This is a genomic window from uncultured Cyclobacterium sp. (genome assembly GCF_963976465.1).
GTDB lineage: Bacteria > Bacteroidota > Bacteroidia > Cytophagales > Cyclobacteriaceae > Cyclobacterium.
Window position 1 is genome coordinate 1 of sequence record NZ_CAXBOC010000037.1, and the last position, 18248, is coordinate 18248.

An 18248-nucleotide genomic window follows, 5' to 3' on the forward strand; every position below is an offset into this window, starting at 1 on the left:
CGGAAAGGTTTAACCCACCCTTTTTTAGCAAGGTCATGATTTCCATTTTAAACAAATCAGGATGTTCAAACTCGAGCAACTCTAATAACATATTCATCCCAGAAGAATGTGACCTTAAATTATGAGACACTATATGTGCGAAATTTTTTAATCGCTCATTCTGTTTTTGAGTTGTTTTTAACAACTTAGACACTTGATTCTTTGCTTGCTTGACAGCCGTAATATCAATAAGTTGAGAAATAAAATATAAAATCGTGTTTTTGGAATCCTTTACAACAGATACTGCCAAAATTGCAGACACCTCATGTCCATTTTTATGGATATACCTTTTTTCAATTTGGTAAGTTTGGCGTCTACCTGCTATGATCTCCTTCAAATACCCAAGATCTATGGCCAGATCATCAGGATGGGTAAGATCTTGAAAAGTTAATTCATTAAACTCATCTTTTTCATAGCCCAACATTTCACAAATTTTATCATTGACATTGAGCCATTTACCCTCCTGAGAAACTATGGCCATACCAATACCCGCATTTTCAAAGTTTCTTTGAAATGCATCAATTGAGATATTTAATTTTTCCGCTACCAGCTTATGTTCGGTTAAGTCCTCAGTATACATAATGATTCCTCCAATGGTACCTGCTTTCTCATACCAGGGTTTCACTTCCCACCTGAGCCATTGAACTGAACCATCCTTTCTAACAAACCGATCCTCGTTACTAGACCTAACAGCCCCTTCCAAACATTCTTTATGAATTTCTTTCCAAAATTCACCTATCTCAGGAAATACCTCATAATGATATTTACCTATAATTGATCGATTTTCTATATCATAATCTAGCAGCCACTTGGAAGATGCTGCAAGGTATCTCAATTCCCTATCAAACATGGCGATAGCCAAGGGAGCCTCAGAGATAAAAATAGCCTGCTTTTGAACTTTAGCTTTGGATTGATTGATATCTTCATGAGTTCCAAACATTAATTTAGGTGCTCCATTTTCTGTCCAAGCAACAACTTTCCCCCTGGCATGAATCCACTTTTTGGATCCATCTTTATGTTTCATCCTGAACTCACAATCATAAAAATCTGCATCTCCTTCAAAGCAACTTTTCAATTTGGAATTGGCCACCTTTAAATCCTCAGGATCCATGAGGTCTACCCAAGTTTGAAAATTTATTGGCTTCAATTCGCTTAACTTGTAACCGAGGATTTCAGCCCATCTCTCACTAAAAACTGTAGCACCTGATTGAATATCCCATTCCCATGTCCCAAGATTTGTACCTTGAATCGCATATTTCAATTTATTATGCTCTTCCTCCCATTTCAATTGGGCAATTTTTCTACTATGGATATCTTGAAAAGTACCATATACTCTGACAAGCTTTCCATCCACAAACTCTGCCTGCCCTACAGACCTCACCCATTTATTTTTTTGAGTATAGGTGGTAATTATTAAATCAAGCTCAAAAGATTCTCCTGTCTCAATCGTTTTATTAAAAGCTTTTTTGATAGATTCTCTACTCCACCCTTCCTTATAAAATTGTAGCGCTTCATCCATTGTTGGCTCATAGTCTTGGGGGACTTCATGAATCAGCCGGGTAACTTCGCTCCACTCCGGCTTGTTCTTTTCAAAATTTATGCTCCAATAACCAATTCCTGCAGCAAGGTTACATTGATATTGAAAATTCTCTTTATCTATCCTTTCTGTCAAGTCTTCGATAAAGAACACCAAACGCGTAGAACCTTCATCTACAGCTGTTTTTGCTACAAAACCAGTTAGTTTTAAAGTTAGCCGCCTACCTTGTGCTGACTGAATTCCGCTTTCCAGAAATTTTAAAAGAATTACTTTTTCGCTCTCACCTACCAATTGAAATAGACCGGGAAAGGGCTTACCATTACTTGAAAACCCTAGGGTTTTAGTGAAAGATTCATCACACTCGCAATACCACTGCCCTATCTTTTCAAAAACGAGCATCCCATCATGAAAATGGTCTTGTAAAAATTTAAACAACTCGCTATTTTTAATACTATCTAAAAAAGATGAAGTAATCATTTCCTTTTATTAAATTAAAAAACATTCTTAAGGGCTATATAAACAATACCCTTCCGAACTTTCTGGTGATCAAGAAACAACGTAACTAAATTGTCAATCTCTGACAATCAACTAATCAAACTACAATTAATTTAGTTTAAAACACAATAAAACTAAATATTTACACACAAAACTCAAAATAAAAATACAAAATGCATAAAATTATTAATAAAATCAATGATGACACCTGAAGATTTCTCCCACAAGAAAAGTCATTATAAGCATCAACTTATAATAATACATAATTGTTAAAAAAAAAGTGAACCTACTGTAAGTAAGTTCACTTTTTTTTCAATTTTTAAAACCTGAAATCAAAGTTCTTCTTCTCGCTCTAACATCAAAATAGCGCTTTGAGGAACGATATAATACTTTTCTCCTTCATAAATTACCTCATATGCTCCATTCAGTAAAAAAACAGCTAAATCCCCTTCTTTGGCCTGTAAGGGGATATATTTAACATCCTCACTAGGGTCTTTCCATGGCTCATCGTTTTCGACCGGTAGCGGAATCGGATACCCAGGACCGGCTTTAATAATATAACCTTGCTGAACTTTCTCTTTTTCCTGAACACCGGGAGGCAGGTAAAGTCCGCTGGAAGTTTTTTGATTGGGCTTCTTCAATTTAATAAGTAGCCGATCACCAACTATAATCAGATTTTTAAGTTTATTCTCAGATGTTAACTGCATACCCTAATAAATTAAAATGGAAAAAACCTCTTACTAATTGCTATTTTATGCAAATAAAGGGTGACAAAATGACTCTTTATCATAAAATCACAAACCCGACCTTTTGGTTAGGCTATAATGTTAGCTGCCAGTGAAAACCCTATGGCTTGATCAACTAGTTTAAACTTATGCAATTTTAAAAGTATTGAATCATTCTCCTTTTAAAAATAATGGCATCCCTGAATTTCAGGGACACCATTATTAATAGTTTATAAAAGAAATGGTGATTTACTATTTCTTATCTTCTTCGTTTACTTCTTCATAATCTACATCTGAAACGCCATCTCCGGCATCATCTGCTGTAGCAGCATCAGGTCCCGGCTGACCGGCAGCACCTTCAGCTCCTTGCGTTTGACTGTACATCTCCTGAGAAGCGGCACTCCAAGCAGTATTCAAGGCTTCCATTCCGGAATCAATGGCTGCTAAATCCTGACTTTGGTGAGCAGCTTTCAATTGTTCTAATGCACCGTTTACAGCTGTTTTGTTTCCTTCAGACAATTTATCTCCAAATTCTTTGAGTTGCTTTTCTGTCTGGAAAATTAAGCTGTCCGCCTGATTGATTTTATCGATTTTTTCTTTCTCTTCCTTATCTGTAGCCGCATTAGCTTCAGCTTCTTTCTTCATTCTTTCGATTTCTTCTTCAGTCAAGCCGGAAGAAGCTTCAATTTTAATTTTTTGCTCTTTACCAGTGCCTTTATCTTTGGCAGATACATTCAGAATACCATTGGCATCAATATCAAAAGTAACCTCAATTTGAGGAACACCTCTTGGAGATGGTGGGATATCTGACAACTGGAACCTACCAATGGTCCTGTTATCTTTAGCCATGGATCTTTCACCCTGAAGCACATGAATATCTACCGCCGGCTGATTGTCTGCTGCAGTAGAGAAAACCTCAGATTTCTTCGTAGGGATGGTTGAGTTAGACTCAATTAACTTGGTGAACACGCCTCCCATTGTTTCAATACCCAAAGATAGAGGTGTTACGTCAAGTAATAACACATCTTTTACTTCACCTGTAAGTACCCCACCTTGGATGGCAGCACCTATGGCCACAACCTCATCAGGGTTTACACCTTTAGAAGGTTTTTTACCAAAGAACTTTTCTACTTCCTCTTGGATCTTAGGGATTCGAGTGGATCCACCCACAAGGATGACTTCGTCTATATCAGATGGAGATATTGAAGCATCTGCCATTGCTTTACGAACAGGCTCCATAGATCTTTTTACAAGACTATCTGAAAGTTGCTCGAACTTCGCTCTGGAAAGACTTCTAACCAAGTGCTTAGGCCCTGTCTGAGTAGCAGTAATATATGGCAAATTAATTTCAGTAGCTGAAGAACTAGAAAGTTCTATTTTAGCCTTTTCAGCCGCTTCTTTTAATCGCTGAAGCGCCATTGGATCATTTTTAAGATCAATGTCTTCTTCCGCTTTAAACTCTTCTGCAAGCCAGTCAATGATTACTTGATCAAAGTCATCTCCTCCAAGGTGAACATCACCATTAGTAGATTTAACTTCAAACACACCATCTCCTAGCTCTAATACAGAAATATCAAAAGTACCTCCACCAAGATCGAATACAGCAATTTTCATGTCTGCATTTTTCTTGTCAAGACCATAAGCTAGTGCCGCTGCAGTAGGCTCATTAATGATACGTTTTACATCAAGCCCGGCAATTTGACCTGCCTCTTTGGTGGCTTGCCTTTCAGAATCATTAAAATAAGCAGGTACGGTAATAACCGCTTCTGACACTTCCTGACCCAAGAAATCTTCAGCTGTTGATTTCATTTTTTGTAAAATCATAGCTGATAACTCCTGAGCAGTATATGACCTGTCGCCAATTTTAACTGCTACAGTGTCATTAGGTCCTTTTTCTACTTTATAAGAAGCATGCTTTTTGTCATCTGAAATTTCAGAAAATTTCTTTCCCATAAACCTCTTAACAGAAGAAATTGTATTTGCAGGATTGGTAATCGCTTGACGTTTAGCCGGATCACCAACCTTTCTCTCTCCATTTCCATTATCCAAAAATGCCACTATTGAAGGTGTGGTCCTTCTTCCTTCACTGTTCTGAATGACAACAGGCTCATTCCCTTCCATTACAGCGACACATGAGTTGGTGGTCCCCAAATCAATACCGATAATTTTTCCCATAATTATATATATTTTGTCGTTTTCGTTTTAAATACAAAACTATTCTAACAACCAATGTGCCAAGTGAAATATTCAAAAAATTAATGCCACATTGTCATAAATCGTGACAGGTTAACTATAAAAATGTCAATATTTCTCATCGTTTTACCGCAAAAGAAGCCGATATTTACATGATAGGTCAATCGATTATTTAGAATGAAAGTTTCTCAAATCAATATCTTCCCCATCAAATCCTTAGGAGGAATAAACTTAACTGATGGCAAGGTGAAAACATCAGGTTTTCAATATGACAGAAATTGGATGCTGGTGGATGAAAATGGAAAATTCCTTACCCAACGAACCAAACCGGAAATGGCCTTGTTCCAGACAGAAATTCGAGAAAATATCCTGTATATTTACCATCAGTCTAATCCGCAAAACGGAATAGAAATACCTATAAACCAAAATTCCGGCAAAAAAATTAAAAGCCAAATATGGGATGACCCTGTGGAGGCATTACATGTATCATCTACAGTCGACACCTGGTTTTCAAGGCAACTAAAAATGAGTTGCCAGCTTTTAAAAATGGATTTGGATAACAAAAGGTATATTGAAAGTGAGTACAAGGTAAACAATGAATACGTAAGCTTTGCAGACAGTATGCCGTTCCTAATTATCGGCCAGGCCTCTTTGGAGGATTTGAATGAACGCCTTGATAGCCCTGTACCGATGAGTAGGTTCCGACCCAATATTGTATTTACGGGAACAAATCCTTTCGAGGAAGACTCCTGGGATAAAATTCAAATTGGTAAAGTTGTATTTCAGGTCACCAAGCCCTGCGCCAGATGTGTGATGACAACGATCGATCAGTACACCGCTACCAAAGGTAAAGAACCCTTAAAGACCTTGGCTAAATATAGGAATGTCAATGGGAAAATTCTATTTGGACAAAACCTTATTGCATTAAACGAGGGGGAAATTGCTGTAGGAGATGAGGTTAAAGTACTATAATTCGGTTCAATAAAGATTATTTCTTGACCTTTGCTATTTTAGCTTTTCGTTGTTTTTATGCCTGTCCTTGTCCCGTAGATTCTTTTTCTCAAAATTTTTCTCAAAAGCTTGGGTAAGATCTACACCGGTTTGGTTGGCTAAACAAAGCAAGACCCATAATACATCCGCCATTTCATCTCCCAAATCCACCTCCTTATCACTTTCCTTAAATGATTGATCACCATATTTACGGGAAATAACCCGTGCCACCTCACCAACCTCCTCGGTTAGAATGGCCATATTTGTTAACTCACTGAAATACCGAACTCCAGTAGTCTTTATCCAATCATCTACTTTCTTTTGTGCCTCTTCTATGGTCATGATGTTTATTGTATTGCTTTTCCTGATACTAACTCAATGGTTTTTTCTATATTTTTAGGGATATCCTCCTCATAATGACTAATAAACAACATGGTCAGGTCTGTTTCATCACAAAAATATTCTATGATAGCCTTGAACCTATTTCTTTGTTCTTCATCCATTCCCTGAGAAGCTTCATCTAATACGAGTAAGGTGGGCGACTTGATCATCGCCCTGGCCAAAAGACAGAAACGTTGTTCTTCCAGGCTTATTTGCGTCAACCTCAGTTCACCTAAATGGGATAGCTGCAAGGCATCCATCCACCGATCTACCAATGCCTCCTGTTCCTCATTAAGTTTTCTAAACAAACCCATGGTATCAAATAAACCGGATGCCACCACTTTTTTACAGGTTTGGTTTACAGGAAAGTACCTGGCCAACTCCGCCGACACAAAACCTATGGGACGCTTGATGTCCCAAATGCTTTCACCGGTCCCTCTTTTTTTATCAAAAAGCACAATATCATTGGCATAGGCCTGAGGGTTTTCTCCTAACACCAAACTGATAAGGGTTGATTTTCCTGCGCCATTATGTCCTTTGATAAGCCATTTCTCTCCGGGCAAAACTTTCCAAGACACATTGTCAAGCAATATTTTATCTCCATACTTGATGGTGACATTATTCATAGCTATGATCACACGGGCTGCATTGGCAGAGACATTCTTCTCCAATAAACCTTCAAAAACTTCAGGTTTAAGGTTAAATAAAGCATTGGTCTCATTTTCTAAGGGAATGAGACTATCCCTGTCATCTACAACTGATAATCTTCCTCCGCCTATCCAAGCTATTTTATCAACGGATAAAGGGACTTCATTGGCAGATGAAGTCATGATGAGCTGAATCCCGGATTCTTGAATGGCCTTGAGTATACCCTCAAAACTATCCCTGGTTTGCACATCCAATCCTACCAAGGGCATGTCAATTAACAAAAGTTTTGGGTTTTTCATTAATGCTTCTGCCATGGCCAACTTTCTGGTTTCACCATTGGACAGTTTGATTAATGATTTGTTCCTCAATTTTTCTAGCCCAAATAGTTGGACAACCTTAGCAATATCCCAAACTCCTTCTTTCTTACTTTCAATGCCACCAAAAAACGCATCTACAGTGGCCGTATCTTCTGATTCTGCACTATTGAACCGTTGCTGGTAATAAAAATTTTGCTGGCTGGATTTATTGCGAAAGGTGTATTTCTGAGAAACCAGGGCTATCAAATCTCTATAACTATTGATCAAGCCAAGCTTGCGCTGTTTCTCTTGGTATTCCCTTGCAAAAGGCCAGGATATACTGCCATCGACCAAACTTGTTCTTCCTAAAATGGTCTCCAAAAACAAGGTGCGCTCTTTTCCGGACTGCCCTATTATGGCCCATGACTCGCCATTTTGAACCGTAAAGTTAAGCCCTTTAAACACCGTTTTACCAAACGACTGAACTGTAGCATTATTTATTGTAAAGAAAACCTCTTCCTTTTTCATAGAATAGCCATTATACCTGATATGGGCACATTGGTCAGAATGGATTTACTTGTAGGTAAACTCTTTCTGAAAATCAGGCGTTGTGAATCAAACTTTATTTTTTGAATCTAAAATAATGGTAACCGGGCCATCATTTACTAATGAAACCTGCATATCTGCACCAAACTCACCCGTAGGTACAGGCTTTCGCAACAGACTGGAAATTTCCTTTACAAATTTTTCATAAAGAGGAATGGCTATTTCGGGCCTGGCAGCCTTTATATAAGACGGTCGGTTTCCTTTTTTTGTACTTGCATGAAGTGTAAATTGACTTACCACCAATACCTCTCCTCCGGTTTCTAGTACACTTTTATTCATCACTCCTTCATCGTCGGCAAATATCCTCATATTTATTATCTTTCTGCCTATCCAAGAAATGTCTTCATCATTGTCTGCAGATTCGATCCCAAGTAGAACCAGTATCCCTGCACCAATAGTAGCTTTTTCTTTTTCTGATATACTTACTGAAGCTTCTTTTACTCTTTGTAAAACTACAATCATTGTGTCATTTTATGCATTTCGGAAGAGGGGATGGTCTCATTCCCGGTGATCTTTAAATTCAAAGCCTTTTGCACCATGGCTTTAGCAACCTGATGATCATAAATAGGCTTGTATTTCTTAAATAGTCCCAAAAAAGCTACAAATTTCATCAGTACTTTTCCTATTTCTTCCCCCGGTCTGCTTTCTTTCCTCTCCCCCAATAATAAAGAGGGCTGGAATATCCCGACATAATCAAAGTCCATTCTCTTAAGGTCATTTTCCACTTCTCCTTTTACCTTATTATAGAAAATGGATGACTGGGCATCAGCCCCCAAAGCACTGACATAAAAAAACCTTTTGGCGCCATTCCTTAAAGAAAATCTGGCAAATTCTACCACAAAATCATGATCAATACGGTAAAAGCTTTCTTTGGAACCTGCTTTTTTGATGGTCGTGCCTAAGGCACTAAAAGCGCAAATGGTCGCTGAATTTTCTGACAATCCTTTGATTAGGGACTGTTTTTCCCCTCCCATATTTTGACTTCTTATCTCCTCTAGCAGGTCTACCTTATCCAATTGAGCAAAATCAACCTTCAGCTGAACCAGCTTTTGGTGTTTCAACGCAAGCTCCCTCCTCCCAAAGGATACCACCCAGTCAAAAGACTCATTTTTAAAAAGTTGATGCAATAACTGAATGCCTATCAGCCCTGAGGCTCCGGATACAAATGCTATTTGGCTCATAGATCCTGATTCTTTTCCCAATCTAAAAACTTCTCAATATCAGATTGAATGCTTTTAAAAACAGCTAATAAAACAGTGATGTCATCTACGTAGCCCACAAATGGGATAAAATCCGGCACCAAGTCAGTGGGCAGGGCGAAATAAAACAGACCTAAGACTATAAGTCCCAAAGACCTGTTGGATAAACCTGCATATTTTTTACTTAAATGAGCCTTTATCATTCTAATAAAAATCTCAATCTGAAATTTGACTTGAGCAAAGGTTGGGTTTTGAGAAAGCTCCTGCCATTTCTGGTTAACTTTTAAAAGTAAAGCTTTTAATTTTTTCTCTGTACCGGCTATATGCTCTGCCCTGTTGAGGTAGATGGCTTTGACCTTTTCAAAGAGGTTCTGACCTGAAGAATAACTATTCATAAGTATTCGTAAAGTTAAATTTTTGAATCAATAGTAAACCCGTATTTCATCTTTGATTTTCCTTAAAGCAACCCCAATACTATCCTGCTCTACTTCCATTGCGAGCTGAAATATTTTTTTCGACAATTCAATACTCCTTTCTTCTCCACCTACTTGTTGGTAAGCATTGTTTATAAGGGAAATGGTTTGTTCTACTGCAGACCTTAAGGTTTCCCAGCTATCATCAGTGAAATACACCTGTTGGGATAAATTATGATTGAATTCACTCCTGATTTCCTGAATCAAAAGACCATGCAATTCCCCCGAAAGCATCTCCGGTCCATTTACCCGCCTCACCAGATTATTGGGTGAAATTCGCTCCAATAGAAGGCAAAGGCGTTCAGCAGCCTGAATACGCAAAGGGATAATTTGCTCTGAATTTTTGGATTTTATATCCAACCATTTTATCTCCCTTTCCTTCTTCAAAAATGATACCGTAATAATAAACATGCCATATATTGCCAGGCCGGCAGGAACAATTATTTTTAAGAGTTCAAAGAGGTAATCCATTGTCAAAGGTTTTAATTAGCAATATCTAAAATAATGTCATGTTTTACTATGCACCAAATGTTTTTCTGTTTTAATTTTGGAACCAATTATCATTCTCTGCCCTTAAGTTCACATGTTGACACCGATAAATATAACACCAAAGGCTCTTGAAGAGATAAAAACCATAATATCCACAAAGAATATCCCGCTGGAATATGCTTTAAGAGTAGGCGTGAAAGGTGGTGGCTGTGGTGGAGTATCTTATGCATTGGGCTTTGACTTAAAAAAGGACGAAGACCAAAGCTATGACATTGAAGGTTTAACTGTCTTGATTGAAAAAAAGCATGTGATGTTTTTGATGGGTATGCAGGTGGATTTCCATGAAAGCAATGAAGCCAGAGGTTTTGTATTCACCAATCCTGAGCTACCCAAAAGGCACGATGCAGACTAAGCCATTACGCTTTGCTAGTTGGTTTAAGTCAAACCCTCAAAGCCGTACTTCATATTGGCCCAAAAGGCATCTATGGCAATAATTCTTGGTTTTAGGAAGGAAATGATTTTTGGCCAATCATCCTTTTCCATCACATTGACACCTCCAAGTTTCTTTTCTACTTTACTTAAATTTCCCTCCCAATCGTTGGGGAGATCCGCCATCCATTCCCATTCCTCATTTACTTCCTGCTGGAAAATGCCTTTGAAAGCCAACAATTGATCAAACAATAAACCTCGAATTTCACTGTCGGGATGCTGCACTTCAATGGAAATAGAAGCAAAATCTCGCTCTGCTTTCATCCTGAAATACATGTGCTTCACCCCTGTTTTATAATTTTTCCAGTTTATTTTTCTCCCCTCTGCATTGGGAACAGGTTTCATATAGTGTCCAAAAGTGGTCCAAAACTCCTGTCTGGTTGTACTTAATTCATGCTTGGTATACATCAGTATCGACCGTTTACTTATAATCTCTGGGGTAAGCTACTTCTACCACCGAAAAATTTACCACTCCTCCAAGGGCAGGGTTGTGCTTCTTGATAATTACTTGAACCTCCTTACTATCCGGATACGCTTTGAGGATGTCTTTGATCATTAAATGACCGAGGTGCTCAAGCAATTTTACCGGCACCTGCATATGGGCTTTGGCGATTTGGTAAAGCTTGAAATAATCTACCGTATAATTGAGATCATCTGAATACATGGCTTGCTGAAAATCAGTATGCACATGCAAGTCCACTGTAAATCGATTTCCTAATTTTTTTTCTTCTGAAAAAACGCCATGGAAAGCATGAAACTCTATTCCTTCAAGTGATACTTTTCCCATTATTCAAATTGATCAAAAAATGAACCGTTCTGGTCTTGTTTATCCCCTTTGTCTTCAGGCGTTTTTTTCTTGTCCGCTTCCTTACTTTCTTGTTCTTTCACCTGCTCCGGAACGGCATTGATTTCAGAAGCCTCTTGCTGCTTTTCTTCCTTGGCTTCAGTGATGCTATTTTGTTCTACTGCATCTTGATTTTCCGGCTGTTCCCATGTGTAAGTGTTGGCAGAAAGACCAGGTTTGGATTCTTCCTTTTCCGGGGCATCATAGCTCTTTTCTTTTCTTTGAAGTTCCTTGACCAAGCGGGTATGAATCCCGGTATCTATTTCCGTAAACCCATCTTGGGCTGCTTTTACATTCTCCAAGGTTTCTGCAGCGGTCCTTTTCAGGTTTTTAAGTAGGTAATCTCTCTGATCCAATAATTTTTCATAATTTTCTACCAAAACATTCACATCTTCTTTAAGGTCTTCGATGATGTTTTTAGATTGTGACTCTGCCTGATCGATCATATTGCGTGCCTTGCCTCTTGATTCAGCATGTATGGCATCCGCATTCATTTGAGCCTCCTTAAGGATTAATTCTGCTGTTTTGTTGGCTTGCTCTATAATGCTCGCTCCTGTATCCTCTGCTGTTTTCAATGTTTTAAAAAGTGACTGCTCCACCTCTCTAAGCTTGGCCGCTTCTTTTTCGGCATGCTCGTATTTAATCTCTAGTGCATTTTTCTCTTCTACAAGCTTTTCCCATTCTTGAGACAAATAACTCAAAAAGGTTGAAACTTCATCTTTATCATAGCCCCTGAAATTTTTTTCGAAGGTCTTCTGACGGATATCCAATGGTGTAATTTTCATTTTTTCGTCATTTAGCCGATCTTTGACCGGAAGTTATTGACCAATAGTTATTTCCCAAACAGAAACAGTATGATCATCACTGATCGCCACTACTTGATCTTCATTCTTGGTCCACAAAACTTTGTTAATAGAAGTCCCATGCCCAACATACCTGGCTTTATCTATCACTTTCAATAGCTTGAACTCCTCCGGATCCCAGACCTTAATGGACTTATCCATGCTGCAGGTCACAAAATACTTGCCATCTTCCCGAAATGAAAGATAATTGATTGCATACATATGTGCAGCAATATTTTGTTGCATTTCAAATCTTTCAGTATCCCAAAACTTAAGTGTGGCATCCCTACCTCCACTTACAATAGTTTTACCGTCCGGGCTATAGGCCAGTGCAAATACGGAATTCAAATGCCCTTGCATCCTTGCTAGGGGTGACCAATCTTTGGTATCAAAAACTTTTACCAGGTGATCACTGGCTCCAATACCAATTTGACTTTTGTCCGGAGAAACTGCCAAAACCCGCAAAGATTGATCGCTAATCTTAATGTGCCGCACGGGAGAACGTTCTTCAATATCAATCACGACCAATACTCCATCTCCTGTGGCCACCAATAGTAAATGGCCAAGCACTTTGATATCAAAAATGGCTTGGGAGGTGATTTTTAATGACCAAATCTCCTTTTTACTCTCCAAATCAATGGCATGAATTCCCTCATTATTTTGGCCAATAAACAAGATATTTCTTTGCTTGTCAACTTCTAAGGCATACACAGAGCTAGGCAGTTTGGCCAATAAAAGGCCGTCTCCCAATTCGGAAAGGTTCCATTCAACAACCATCCCATCACCTGAACCGGTATATATTAGGCTTGGCATGCAACCACCGGCAAGGGCAAATACAGAATGATTGTGCCCTCGTAATGTGTTAAGTTTACTTACTTGAATATTTGACATATATTGCAGAACCTAATTACTATACAGTTGCCTTAAAGTTACTATGTTAACAAAAATAGAAAAAATTAGTCCTTTATCTGCTTTTGCCATCAACAATATTAAATCCTCTGAAAATACGTCCATGGACTTTTTAAGTTTTAGAGAAAAGCTTTCACTTGCAAATATAGGGCATCCACAAAAAAGAGAAGAATGGAAAGCAGCCAGACTGGCCATCAAAAACACCTTAGACAGTTTATCTTTACCCTATCCTGGATTCTATAAAGACAATCATGGAAAATCCCACACCATGGATGAGTCAGGTCATGTATCCCTCACACACCATGGAGATTACGCTGCCGCTATTTTTCACAGAGAAATGTCTGTAGGCATAGATTTGGAACGGGTTAGAGACAAAACGGTTCCTCTGGGACCAAAATACCTGGATCCATCTGAAATGAAGTTTTTAGGTGCTGACCCTTTCTTGTACACTATGGCTTGGTCTGTAAAAGAAAGCATCTATAAATGTCAGGGTAAAAAAGGAATTAGCCTGCGGCAAAATATTATTTTAGAACCTTTTACAGCCAATGACAAAATAATAAAAGGTAAAATTTATGGATCTGATTTTTCGGATCATCATTACCAAGTCATGTCTTACTCTGAAAACGACATGATTCTTACTTATACGGTTTGGTGATTTTTCCTATATTTGTTATAAAACAACTAGCGATGAAGGTTTTTTTGGGGTGTTTTGTATTGAGTATATTTTGGACCTCGGCCGTATTTGGCCAGAAGATTTCCAATATTAAGATGGTAGACGCGGTTACCAATCAAGAATATACCCTTGAAAAAAACAAATCAGCTAAAGCGCAGGTTTTTATTTTTTACACCCTTAAATGTCCTTATTCTAAACTATACAATTCTAGGATAAAGGCATTAAAAGAGAAATATACTGCTGCAAACATCACCTTCGCTTTAGTTAATCCTCTTGCAGGTCAAGAGAGCGAAACACAGGAAAAACTAAGCAACCTTTCCTTTGCCAAGGACAATAAGCTTCCCTACTTAATGGACGACCAACAAGTATTTACTAAAATGACTGAGGTAAAGAAAATACCTGAGGTAGTAATTATCACCTCGGGGCCTACAGGTTATAGTATTGCATACAGAGGGGCGATTGACAACAATGCTCAGGCAATGCAGAGTGCGACTGTACATCACCTTTCTGCTGCTCTGGATGATCTCATTAATAAGGACCGCCCGAGCCCCACGGTAACCAGAGCTGTTGGTTGCAATATAAAATATTAACAACCTTATGGTTGATTCACAATTTTCAGCAGTTGATTGACTTCTTTAGATTTATCTAAATCCCCAATTTTTTCAAAAGAGAAGATAAGGTTTCGGATTACTCTCCTGATAATTTCAATATTTTCGCAAGGCTCATAATATTCAGGTTTGGGATCCAGCTTTAGGTGGTCAAGATAATTATTGATATCCTGTTTGGTAAATATAAGGCCTTTATTGAAAGCATTGATGTAAAAATTGAACTTACCGGACTGGTAAGTCAACACGAATAGGTTTGGTAAATTAACCCCGTAAACTGGGAGTCCAAGTTTTTTGGCAACTAATAAGTAAACTGAACAAAGGCTAATGGGATTACCTTTTTTGGTTTCCAACACTGTTTTAAGCATGCTATTGGCCGGGCTATGAAAATTTTTGGTATTGGCAGAAAACTTCAAATCATTGAACATGACATTGTTGATCAATTTTATTTTATCGTAAACGGACAATTCATTTTTGAAGTTAGTCCACACATCAAAATAAATTTGCTGCATCAAAGCATTCAACTGGTCAAACTCCAAATCAGGATACAAGTAAGTATTGACAATCCACAGCCCTTCGAGCAATTCTCTTTCTTGAGAATTTTTCCAATTGCTCAACCTATCTTTCAGTAGGTTCAACTGCATGTCATGAACAATTTCCTCTATCTCTTTTTGAAGTTCCGGATTGAATGAACCTTCCCATTTATTCTCAAGAAAAGGGATGATTTGATTACCCAGAGAGAGTATTTTATCTCTAACATGTTCCTTTATTTCCTGATCACCGTCATCCAATAAAGATACAAGAGCATTTAATTCTTTATCAGTCATTTGAATATTCATCTCAGCTATCACTCACAATTTCAATTAACCAAATTTACCAAATTTTGGCAATAAAATACATGTGACCTTCAATTATAGGAGTATATTCTGTGATTATAAAAATTAACGCCAATCAAATGGCCTCCAATTCCTCTTTATAGGCTTTTATTGCCCTAAATATTCCGGAGGCCAAAAAAGTCTGTCCATTCTTACTATTTAGGTATTTTTCTTCTGATGGGTTAGACAAAAAACCTGTTTCAATCAAGACGCTAGGCATACTTGTGGTCCATAACACGTAGAATGGCGCTTGTTTGACCCCCCGGGAATGCCTGTTAACTCGAGTGGAAAAATCATTTTCAATTTTCCCCGCCAACGAAAGACTATTCGCGAAAAAGGCTTTTTGCATTAAATTGAACATCATATAGGATTCAGGCGATTTGGGGTCAAAACCTTCATAATTTTCTTGATAATCGTCCTCAAGTAAAATTACAGCATTTTCTCTTTTAACAATTTCAAAATTTGCATTAAAATTTTTATTCCCCATCACATAGGTTTCTGTACCAAAAGCCCTTGTCGAATTGATGGCATTGCAATGAATAGACACAAACAAATCAGCCCTATTTCTATTGGCAATATTAGCCCGCTCCTTAAGCTCAATAAAAACATCCGTCTTACGTGTATAGATCACTTCCACCTCCGGAAGTAACTCATTAATATAACCTCCAACCTTTAGCGCGATTGAAAGTGCTACATCTTTTTCCTTAGACATTCTCCCGAGTGTCCCTGGGTCTTTGCCTCCATGACCGGCATCTATTACAATTCTTCTTAACTTAAACTCTGATTCCTTTTCATTAGAAGGAATAAACCCTACTAAAACAACAGCCATTAAGAGCGATGAAATTAAAAGAATATTTTTCACTTTGGTTCGTTTCATAAACGTTAATAACCTTAACTTTACCGAAAATTTAATGATTTTTATAGCAAACAGAAATTATTGGTGCAGATAATTAAGAACGCTTTTCTTTCTCTCTGTATGCTCAGCTTCTTTGGGCATACTATATGGGCCCAAGGCATCGGCAAGGAAAGAACTTCTGAACTAGAACTCTCGACTCCTGATACATTAGGAAACCCTGAAGTCAGGCTTGACACCCTTCTACCTGTTCTTCCAGATAGCATTCTTACTATCAGCCCATCTGATTTAGACTCTACGCTAAATCAACCAAAAGGTGACATTCAAACCACTATCAATTACTACGCCGAAGACAGTATTGTCTCAGACTTTTCACAAAATAAAGTGTTTCTGTATAAAGGTGCATGGTTTGAGTATGGAAATATTCGTTTAGACGCTGATTATATCGCCATAGATTGGAAAAAGAATGAGCTCTACGCTTCCGGGCTTAAAGATAGTGTGGGGGTAATTCAAGGTACGCCCATGTTTAAAGAAGGCAATAGTGTATACGAAATCCGCAAAGAGATGCGCTATAACTTCAAAAGTCAAAAAGCCATTATATCGGATGTAGTGACCCAACAAGATGAAGGACTTCTCAGGGGTGCCATTGTAAAGAAAGACAACGAAGGCTCTGTATACCTTAGTCAAGGCTTTTATACCACTTGCGACTTGGTGGAGCCTCATTGGCATATCTCTTCATCCAAAATAAAATCGGTGCGTGGAAAACACATTATTTCCGGTCCGTTTAATTTATATTTTAACAATATACCAACTCCATTAGGACTCCCTTTTGGTGTAATCCCTGATACTCCAGAAGAAAAAACATCAGGAATTATCTTTCCTTCCTATGGTGAGGAGCAATTGAGGGGTTTCTTTTTAAGGGATTTTGGATATTATTTCGCTTTTAATGATTATGTCCATACCAGGGTAACAGGCGAGGTCTATTCCAAAGGAGGCTATGGCTTAAAAACGGCATCAGTTTACAATAAAAGATACCGATTTAAAGGAGGATTAAATATTGACTATCAAAAGTTTAAAAGTCCCGAAACTGCAGAGGTACCCTTAGAGTACAATGCTTTTTGGTTTAGATGGAACCATACTCCTGAAACCAGAGGAAATTCCAGATTTTCTGCTTCGGCAAATTTTGGTACAAAATCATACAATGACAATATCCTAAATCAAGGTAACTTCGTACAAAATCAACAGTCTGATTTTTCTTCCAATATCTCTTACAGCAAAACCTTTACTGGTACACCCTTTAGCATGTCTGCAAACTTAAGGCATTCACAAAATCAGGTAACTGACGAAGTGAAACTACTCCTTCCGGACATCGCTATTAATATGAATCGACAAAATCCATTTAAAAACATCAAATTTGAACCCCTCAAAACCTTAAATGTTTCTTGGAATTTCAATGCCCAAAATTCAATTAATAATGAAATCACCACAGAACTCGGCGTAGATCCGGGTCTTCAACAGGAAATAGAAGAATTGGGAGAAATCTCCACTCCGGATGTGATCCCATTTTCATTTGCCAATTTACCTGAACTGCTGAGAAACGCTGACAATGGCTTCAGGAACACGGTGCCTATTTCTTCCAATTTTAGCCTTTTTCGGTTCTTTACAGGTACCGCCTCAATGAACTTCACAGAACTTTGGTACTTGGAGAGAATAAATTATTACTATAACCCCCAAGAAGAACGGTTGGATCAAATTCTGGAAAATGGTTTTAACCGAGTGAATTATTACAACAGTTCCTTTAATCTCTCAACGAATATTTATGGTTTCTATACTTTTAAAAATGGGTCTAAAATTGAAGCCATCCGACACCATATGCAACCTTCGTTTGGATTTTCTAGTACGCCTGATTTTTCAGACCCTAAATACGGGTATTACCAAGAAGTTCAAACAGATGCTAGCGGAACCTTACGCCGCCTATCCAGGTATTCAGGATTTATTTACGGAGGCGCTCCTTTGGGGGAGTCAAAATCGCTAAATGTAAACATCAGAAATGTCCTGGAAGCAAAAATTAAAACTGAGAGCGACAC

Annotated in this window: 20 protein-coding genes; 5 read left to right on the top strand and 15 right to left on the bottom strand. The window is 38.1% G+C overall.

What is annotated here, in order from left to right:
* From AAC037_RS03615 to dnaK, 3 genes are all read right to left on the bottom strand, one after another.
* The coding region (locus AAC037_RS03615; RefSeq protein WP_339901699.1) for a PAS domain S-box protein at positions 1-2053 on the bottom strand (2053 nt) is incomplete at its 3' end.
* A 350-nt stretch (positions 2054-2403) separates the two neighbouring features.
* Positions 2404-2778, bottom strand: a complete 375-nt coding sequence (locus AAC037_RS03620) for a co-chaperone GroES family protein (RefSeq protein WP_339901700.1) — start codon at positions 2776-2778, stop codon at positions 2404-2406.
* A gap of 270 nt (positions 2779-3048) precedes the next feature.
* Positions 3049-4971: a molecular chaperone DnaK gene (gene dnaK, locus AAC037_RS03625; protein WP_339901701.1), complete on the bottom strand. Its 1923-nt coding sequence runs from the start codon at positions 4969-4971 to the stop codon at positions 3049-3051.
* A gap of 195 nt (positions 4972-5166) precedes the next feature.
* On the opposite strand from dnaK, the gene AAC037_RS03630 reads away from it, so the two are divergent.
* Positions 5167-5961, top strand: a complete 795-nt coding sequence (locus tag AAC037_RS03630) for an MOSC N-terminal beta barrel domain-containing protein (RefSeq protein ID WP_339901702.1) — start codon at positions 5167-5169, stop codon at positions 5959-5961.
* Between the two features lie 33 nt (positions 5962-5994).
* Here AAC037_RS03630 and AAC037_RS03635 read toward each other — a convergent pair whose 3' ends face one another.
* The 6 genes from AAC037_RS03635 to AAC037_RS03660 form a co-directional block, all read right to left on the bottom strand.
* Positions 5995-6321, bottom strand: a complete 327-nt coding sequence (locus AAC037_RS03635; protein ID WP_339901703.1) for a nucleotide pyrophosphohydrolase — start codon at positions 6319-6321, stop codon at positions 5995-5997.
* Between the two features lie 5 nt (positions 6322-6326).
* Positions 6327-7832, bottom strand: coding sequence for an ATP-binding cassette domain-containing protein (locus AAC037_RS03640; RefSeq protein WP_339901704.1), 1506 nt, complete (start codon positions 7830-7832; stop codon positions 6327-6329).
* Between the two features lie 87 nt (positions 7833-7919).
* Positions 7920-8372 carry a D-aminoacyl-tRNA deacylase gene (gene dtd, locus AAC037_RS03645; RefSeq protein ID WP_339901705.1) on the bottom strand — a complete coding sequence of 151 codons (453 nt, stop codon included), beginning with the start codon at positions 8370-8372 and terminating at the stop codon, positions 7920-7922.
* Entirely contained in the window at positions 8369-9091 is a 723-nt protein-coding gene (locus AAC037_RS03650; protein ID WP_339901706.1) for an oxidoreductase, read from the bottom strand. The genes dtd and AAC037_RS03650 overlap by 4 nt, the downstream gene beginning before the upstream one ends.
* Positions 9088-9504, bottom strand: coding sequence for a DUF1232 domain-containing protein (locus AAC037_RS03655; RefSeq protein WP_339901707.1), 417 nt, complete (start codon positions 9502-9504; stop codon positions 9088-9090). Before AAC037_RS03655 ends, AAC037_RS03650 begins: the two co-directional genes overlap by 4 nt.
* Positions 9505-9531: 27 nt before the next feature.
* Entirely contained in the window at positions 9532-10053 is a 522-nt protein-coding gene (locus AAC037_RS03660) for a hypothetical protein (RefSeq protein WP_339901708.1), read from the bottom strand.
* Between the two features lie 112 nt (positions 10054-10165).
* Between AAC037_RS03660 and AAC037_RS03665 the strand changes: the two genes are divergently transcribed.
* On the top strand, positions 10166-10483 hold the full coding sequence (locus AAC037_RS03665; RefSeq protein ID WP_339901709.1) for an iron-sulfur cluster assembly accessory protein: 318 nt from the start codon (positions 10166-10168) through the stop codon (positions 10481-10483).
* Between the two features lie 23 nt (positions 10484-10506).
* Here the strand turns inward: AAC037_RS03665 and AAC037_RS03670 are convergent, their stop codons facing one another.
* From AAC037_RS03670 to AAC037_RS03685, 4 genes are read right to left on the bottom strand one after another with little or no spacing between them, the layout of a single operon-like run.
* A complete protein-coding gene (locus AAC037_RS03670; RefSeq protein ID WP_339901710.1) occupies positions 10507-10968 on the bottom strand; it encodes a DUF4268 domain-containing protein in 462 nt (153 codons plus the stop codon).
* A gap of 13 nt (positions 10969-10981) precedes the next feature.
* On the bottom strand, positions 10982-11347 hold the full coding sequence (folB, locus tag AAC037_RS03675) for a dihydroneopterin aldolase (protein ID WP_339901711.1): 366 nt from the start codon (positions 11345-11347) through the stop codon (positions 10982-10984).
* A complete protein-coding gene (locus AAC037_RS03680; RefSeq protein ID WP_339901712.1) occupies positions 11347-12189 on the bottom strand; it encodes a DivIVA domain-containing protein in 843 nt (280 codons plus the stop codon). Before AAC037_RS03680 ends, folB begins: the two co-directional genes overlap by 1 nt.
* 33 nt (positions 12190-12222) lie before the next feature.
* A complete protein-coding gene (locus tag AAC037_RS03685) occupies positions 12223-13137 on the bottom strand; it encodes a WD40 repeat domain-containing protein (RefSeq protein ID WP_339901713.1) in 915 nt (304 codons plus the stop codon).
* Positions 13138-13180: 43 nt separating this feature from the next.
* Between AAC037_RS03685 and AAC037_RS03690 the strand changes: the two genes are divergently transcribed.
* Both AAC037_RS03690 and AAC037_RS03695 read left to right on the top strand, forming a co-directional pair.
* Positions 13181-13810, top strand: a complete 630-nt coding sequence (locus AAC037_RS03690) for a 4'-phosphopantetheinyl transferase superfamily protein (protein WP_339901714.1) — start codon at positions 13181-13183, stop codon at positions 13808-13810.
* Between the two features lie 32 nt (positions 13811-13842).
* Positions 13843-14418, top strand: a complete 576-nt coding sequence (locus tag AAC037_RS03695) for a thioredoxin-like domain-containing protein (RefSeq protein ID WP_339901715.1) — start codon at positions 13843-13845, stop codon at positions 14416-14418.
* 5 nt (positions 14419-14423) lie between these two features.
* Here AAC037_RS03695 and AAC037_RS03700 read toward each other — a convergent pair whose 3' ends face one another.
* Both AAC037_RS03700 and AAC037_RS03705 read right to left on the bottom strand, forming a co-directional pair.
* Positions 14424-15260 carry a transglutaminase-like domain-containing protein gene (locus AAC037_RS03700; RefSeq protein ID WP_339901716.1) on the bottom strand — a complete coding sequence of 279 codons (837 nt, stop codon included), beginning with the start codon at positions 15258-15260 and terminating at the stop codon, positions 14424-14426.
* Between the two features lie 124 nt (positions 15261-15384).
* Positions 15385-16185, bottom strand: coding sequence for an N-acetylmuramoyl-L-alanine amidase (locus tag AAC037_RS03705; protein ID WP_339901717.1), 801 nt, complete (start codon positions 16183-16185; stop codon positions 15385-15387).
* A gap of 99 nt (positions 16186-16284) precedes the next feature.
* Between AAC037_RS03705 and AAC037_RS03710 the strand changes: the two genes are divergently transcribed.
* The coding region (locus AAC037_RS03710; RefSeq protein WP_339901718.1) for a putative LPS assembly protein LptD at positions 16285-18248 on the top strand (1964 nt) is incomplete at its 3' end.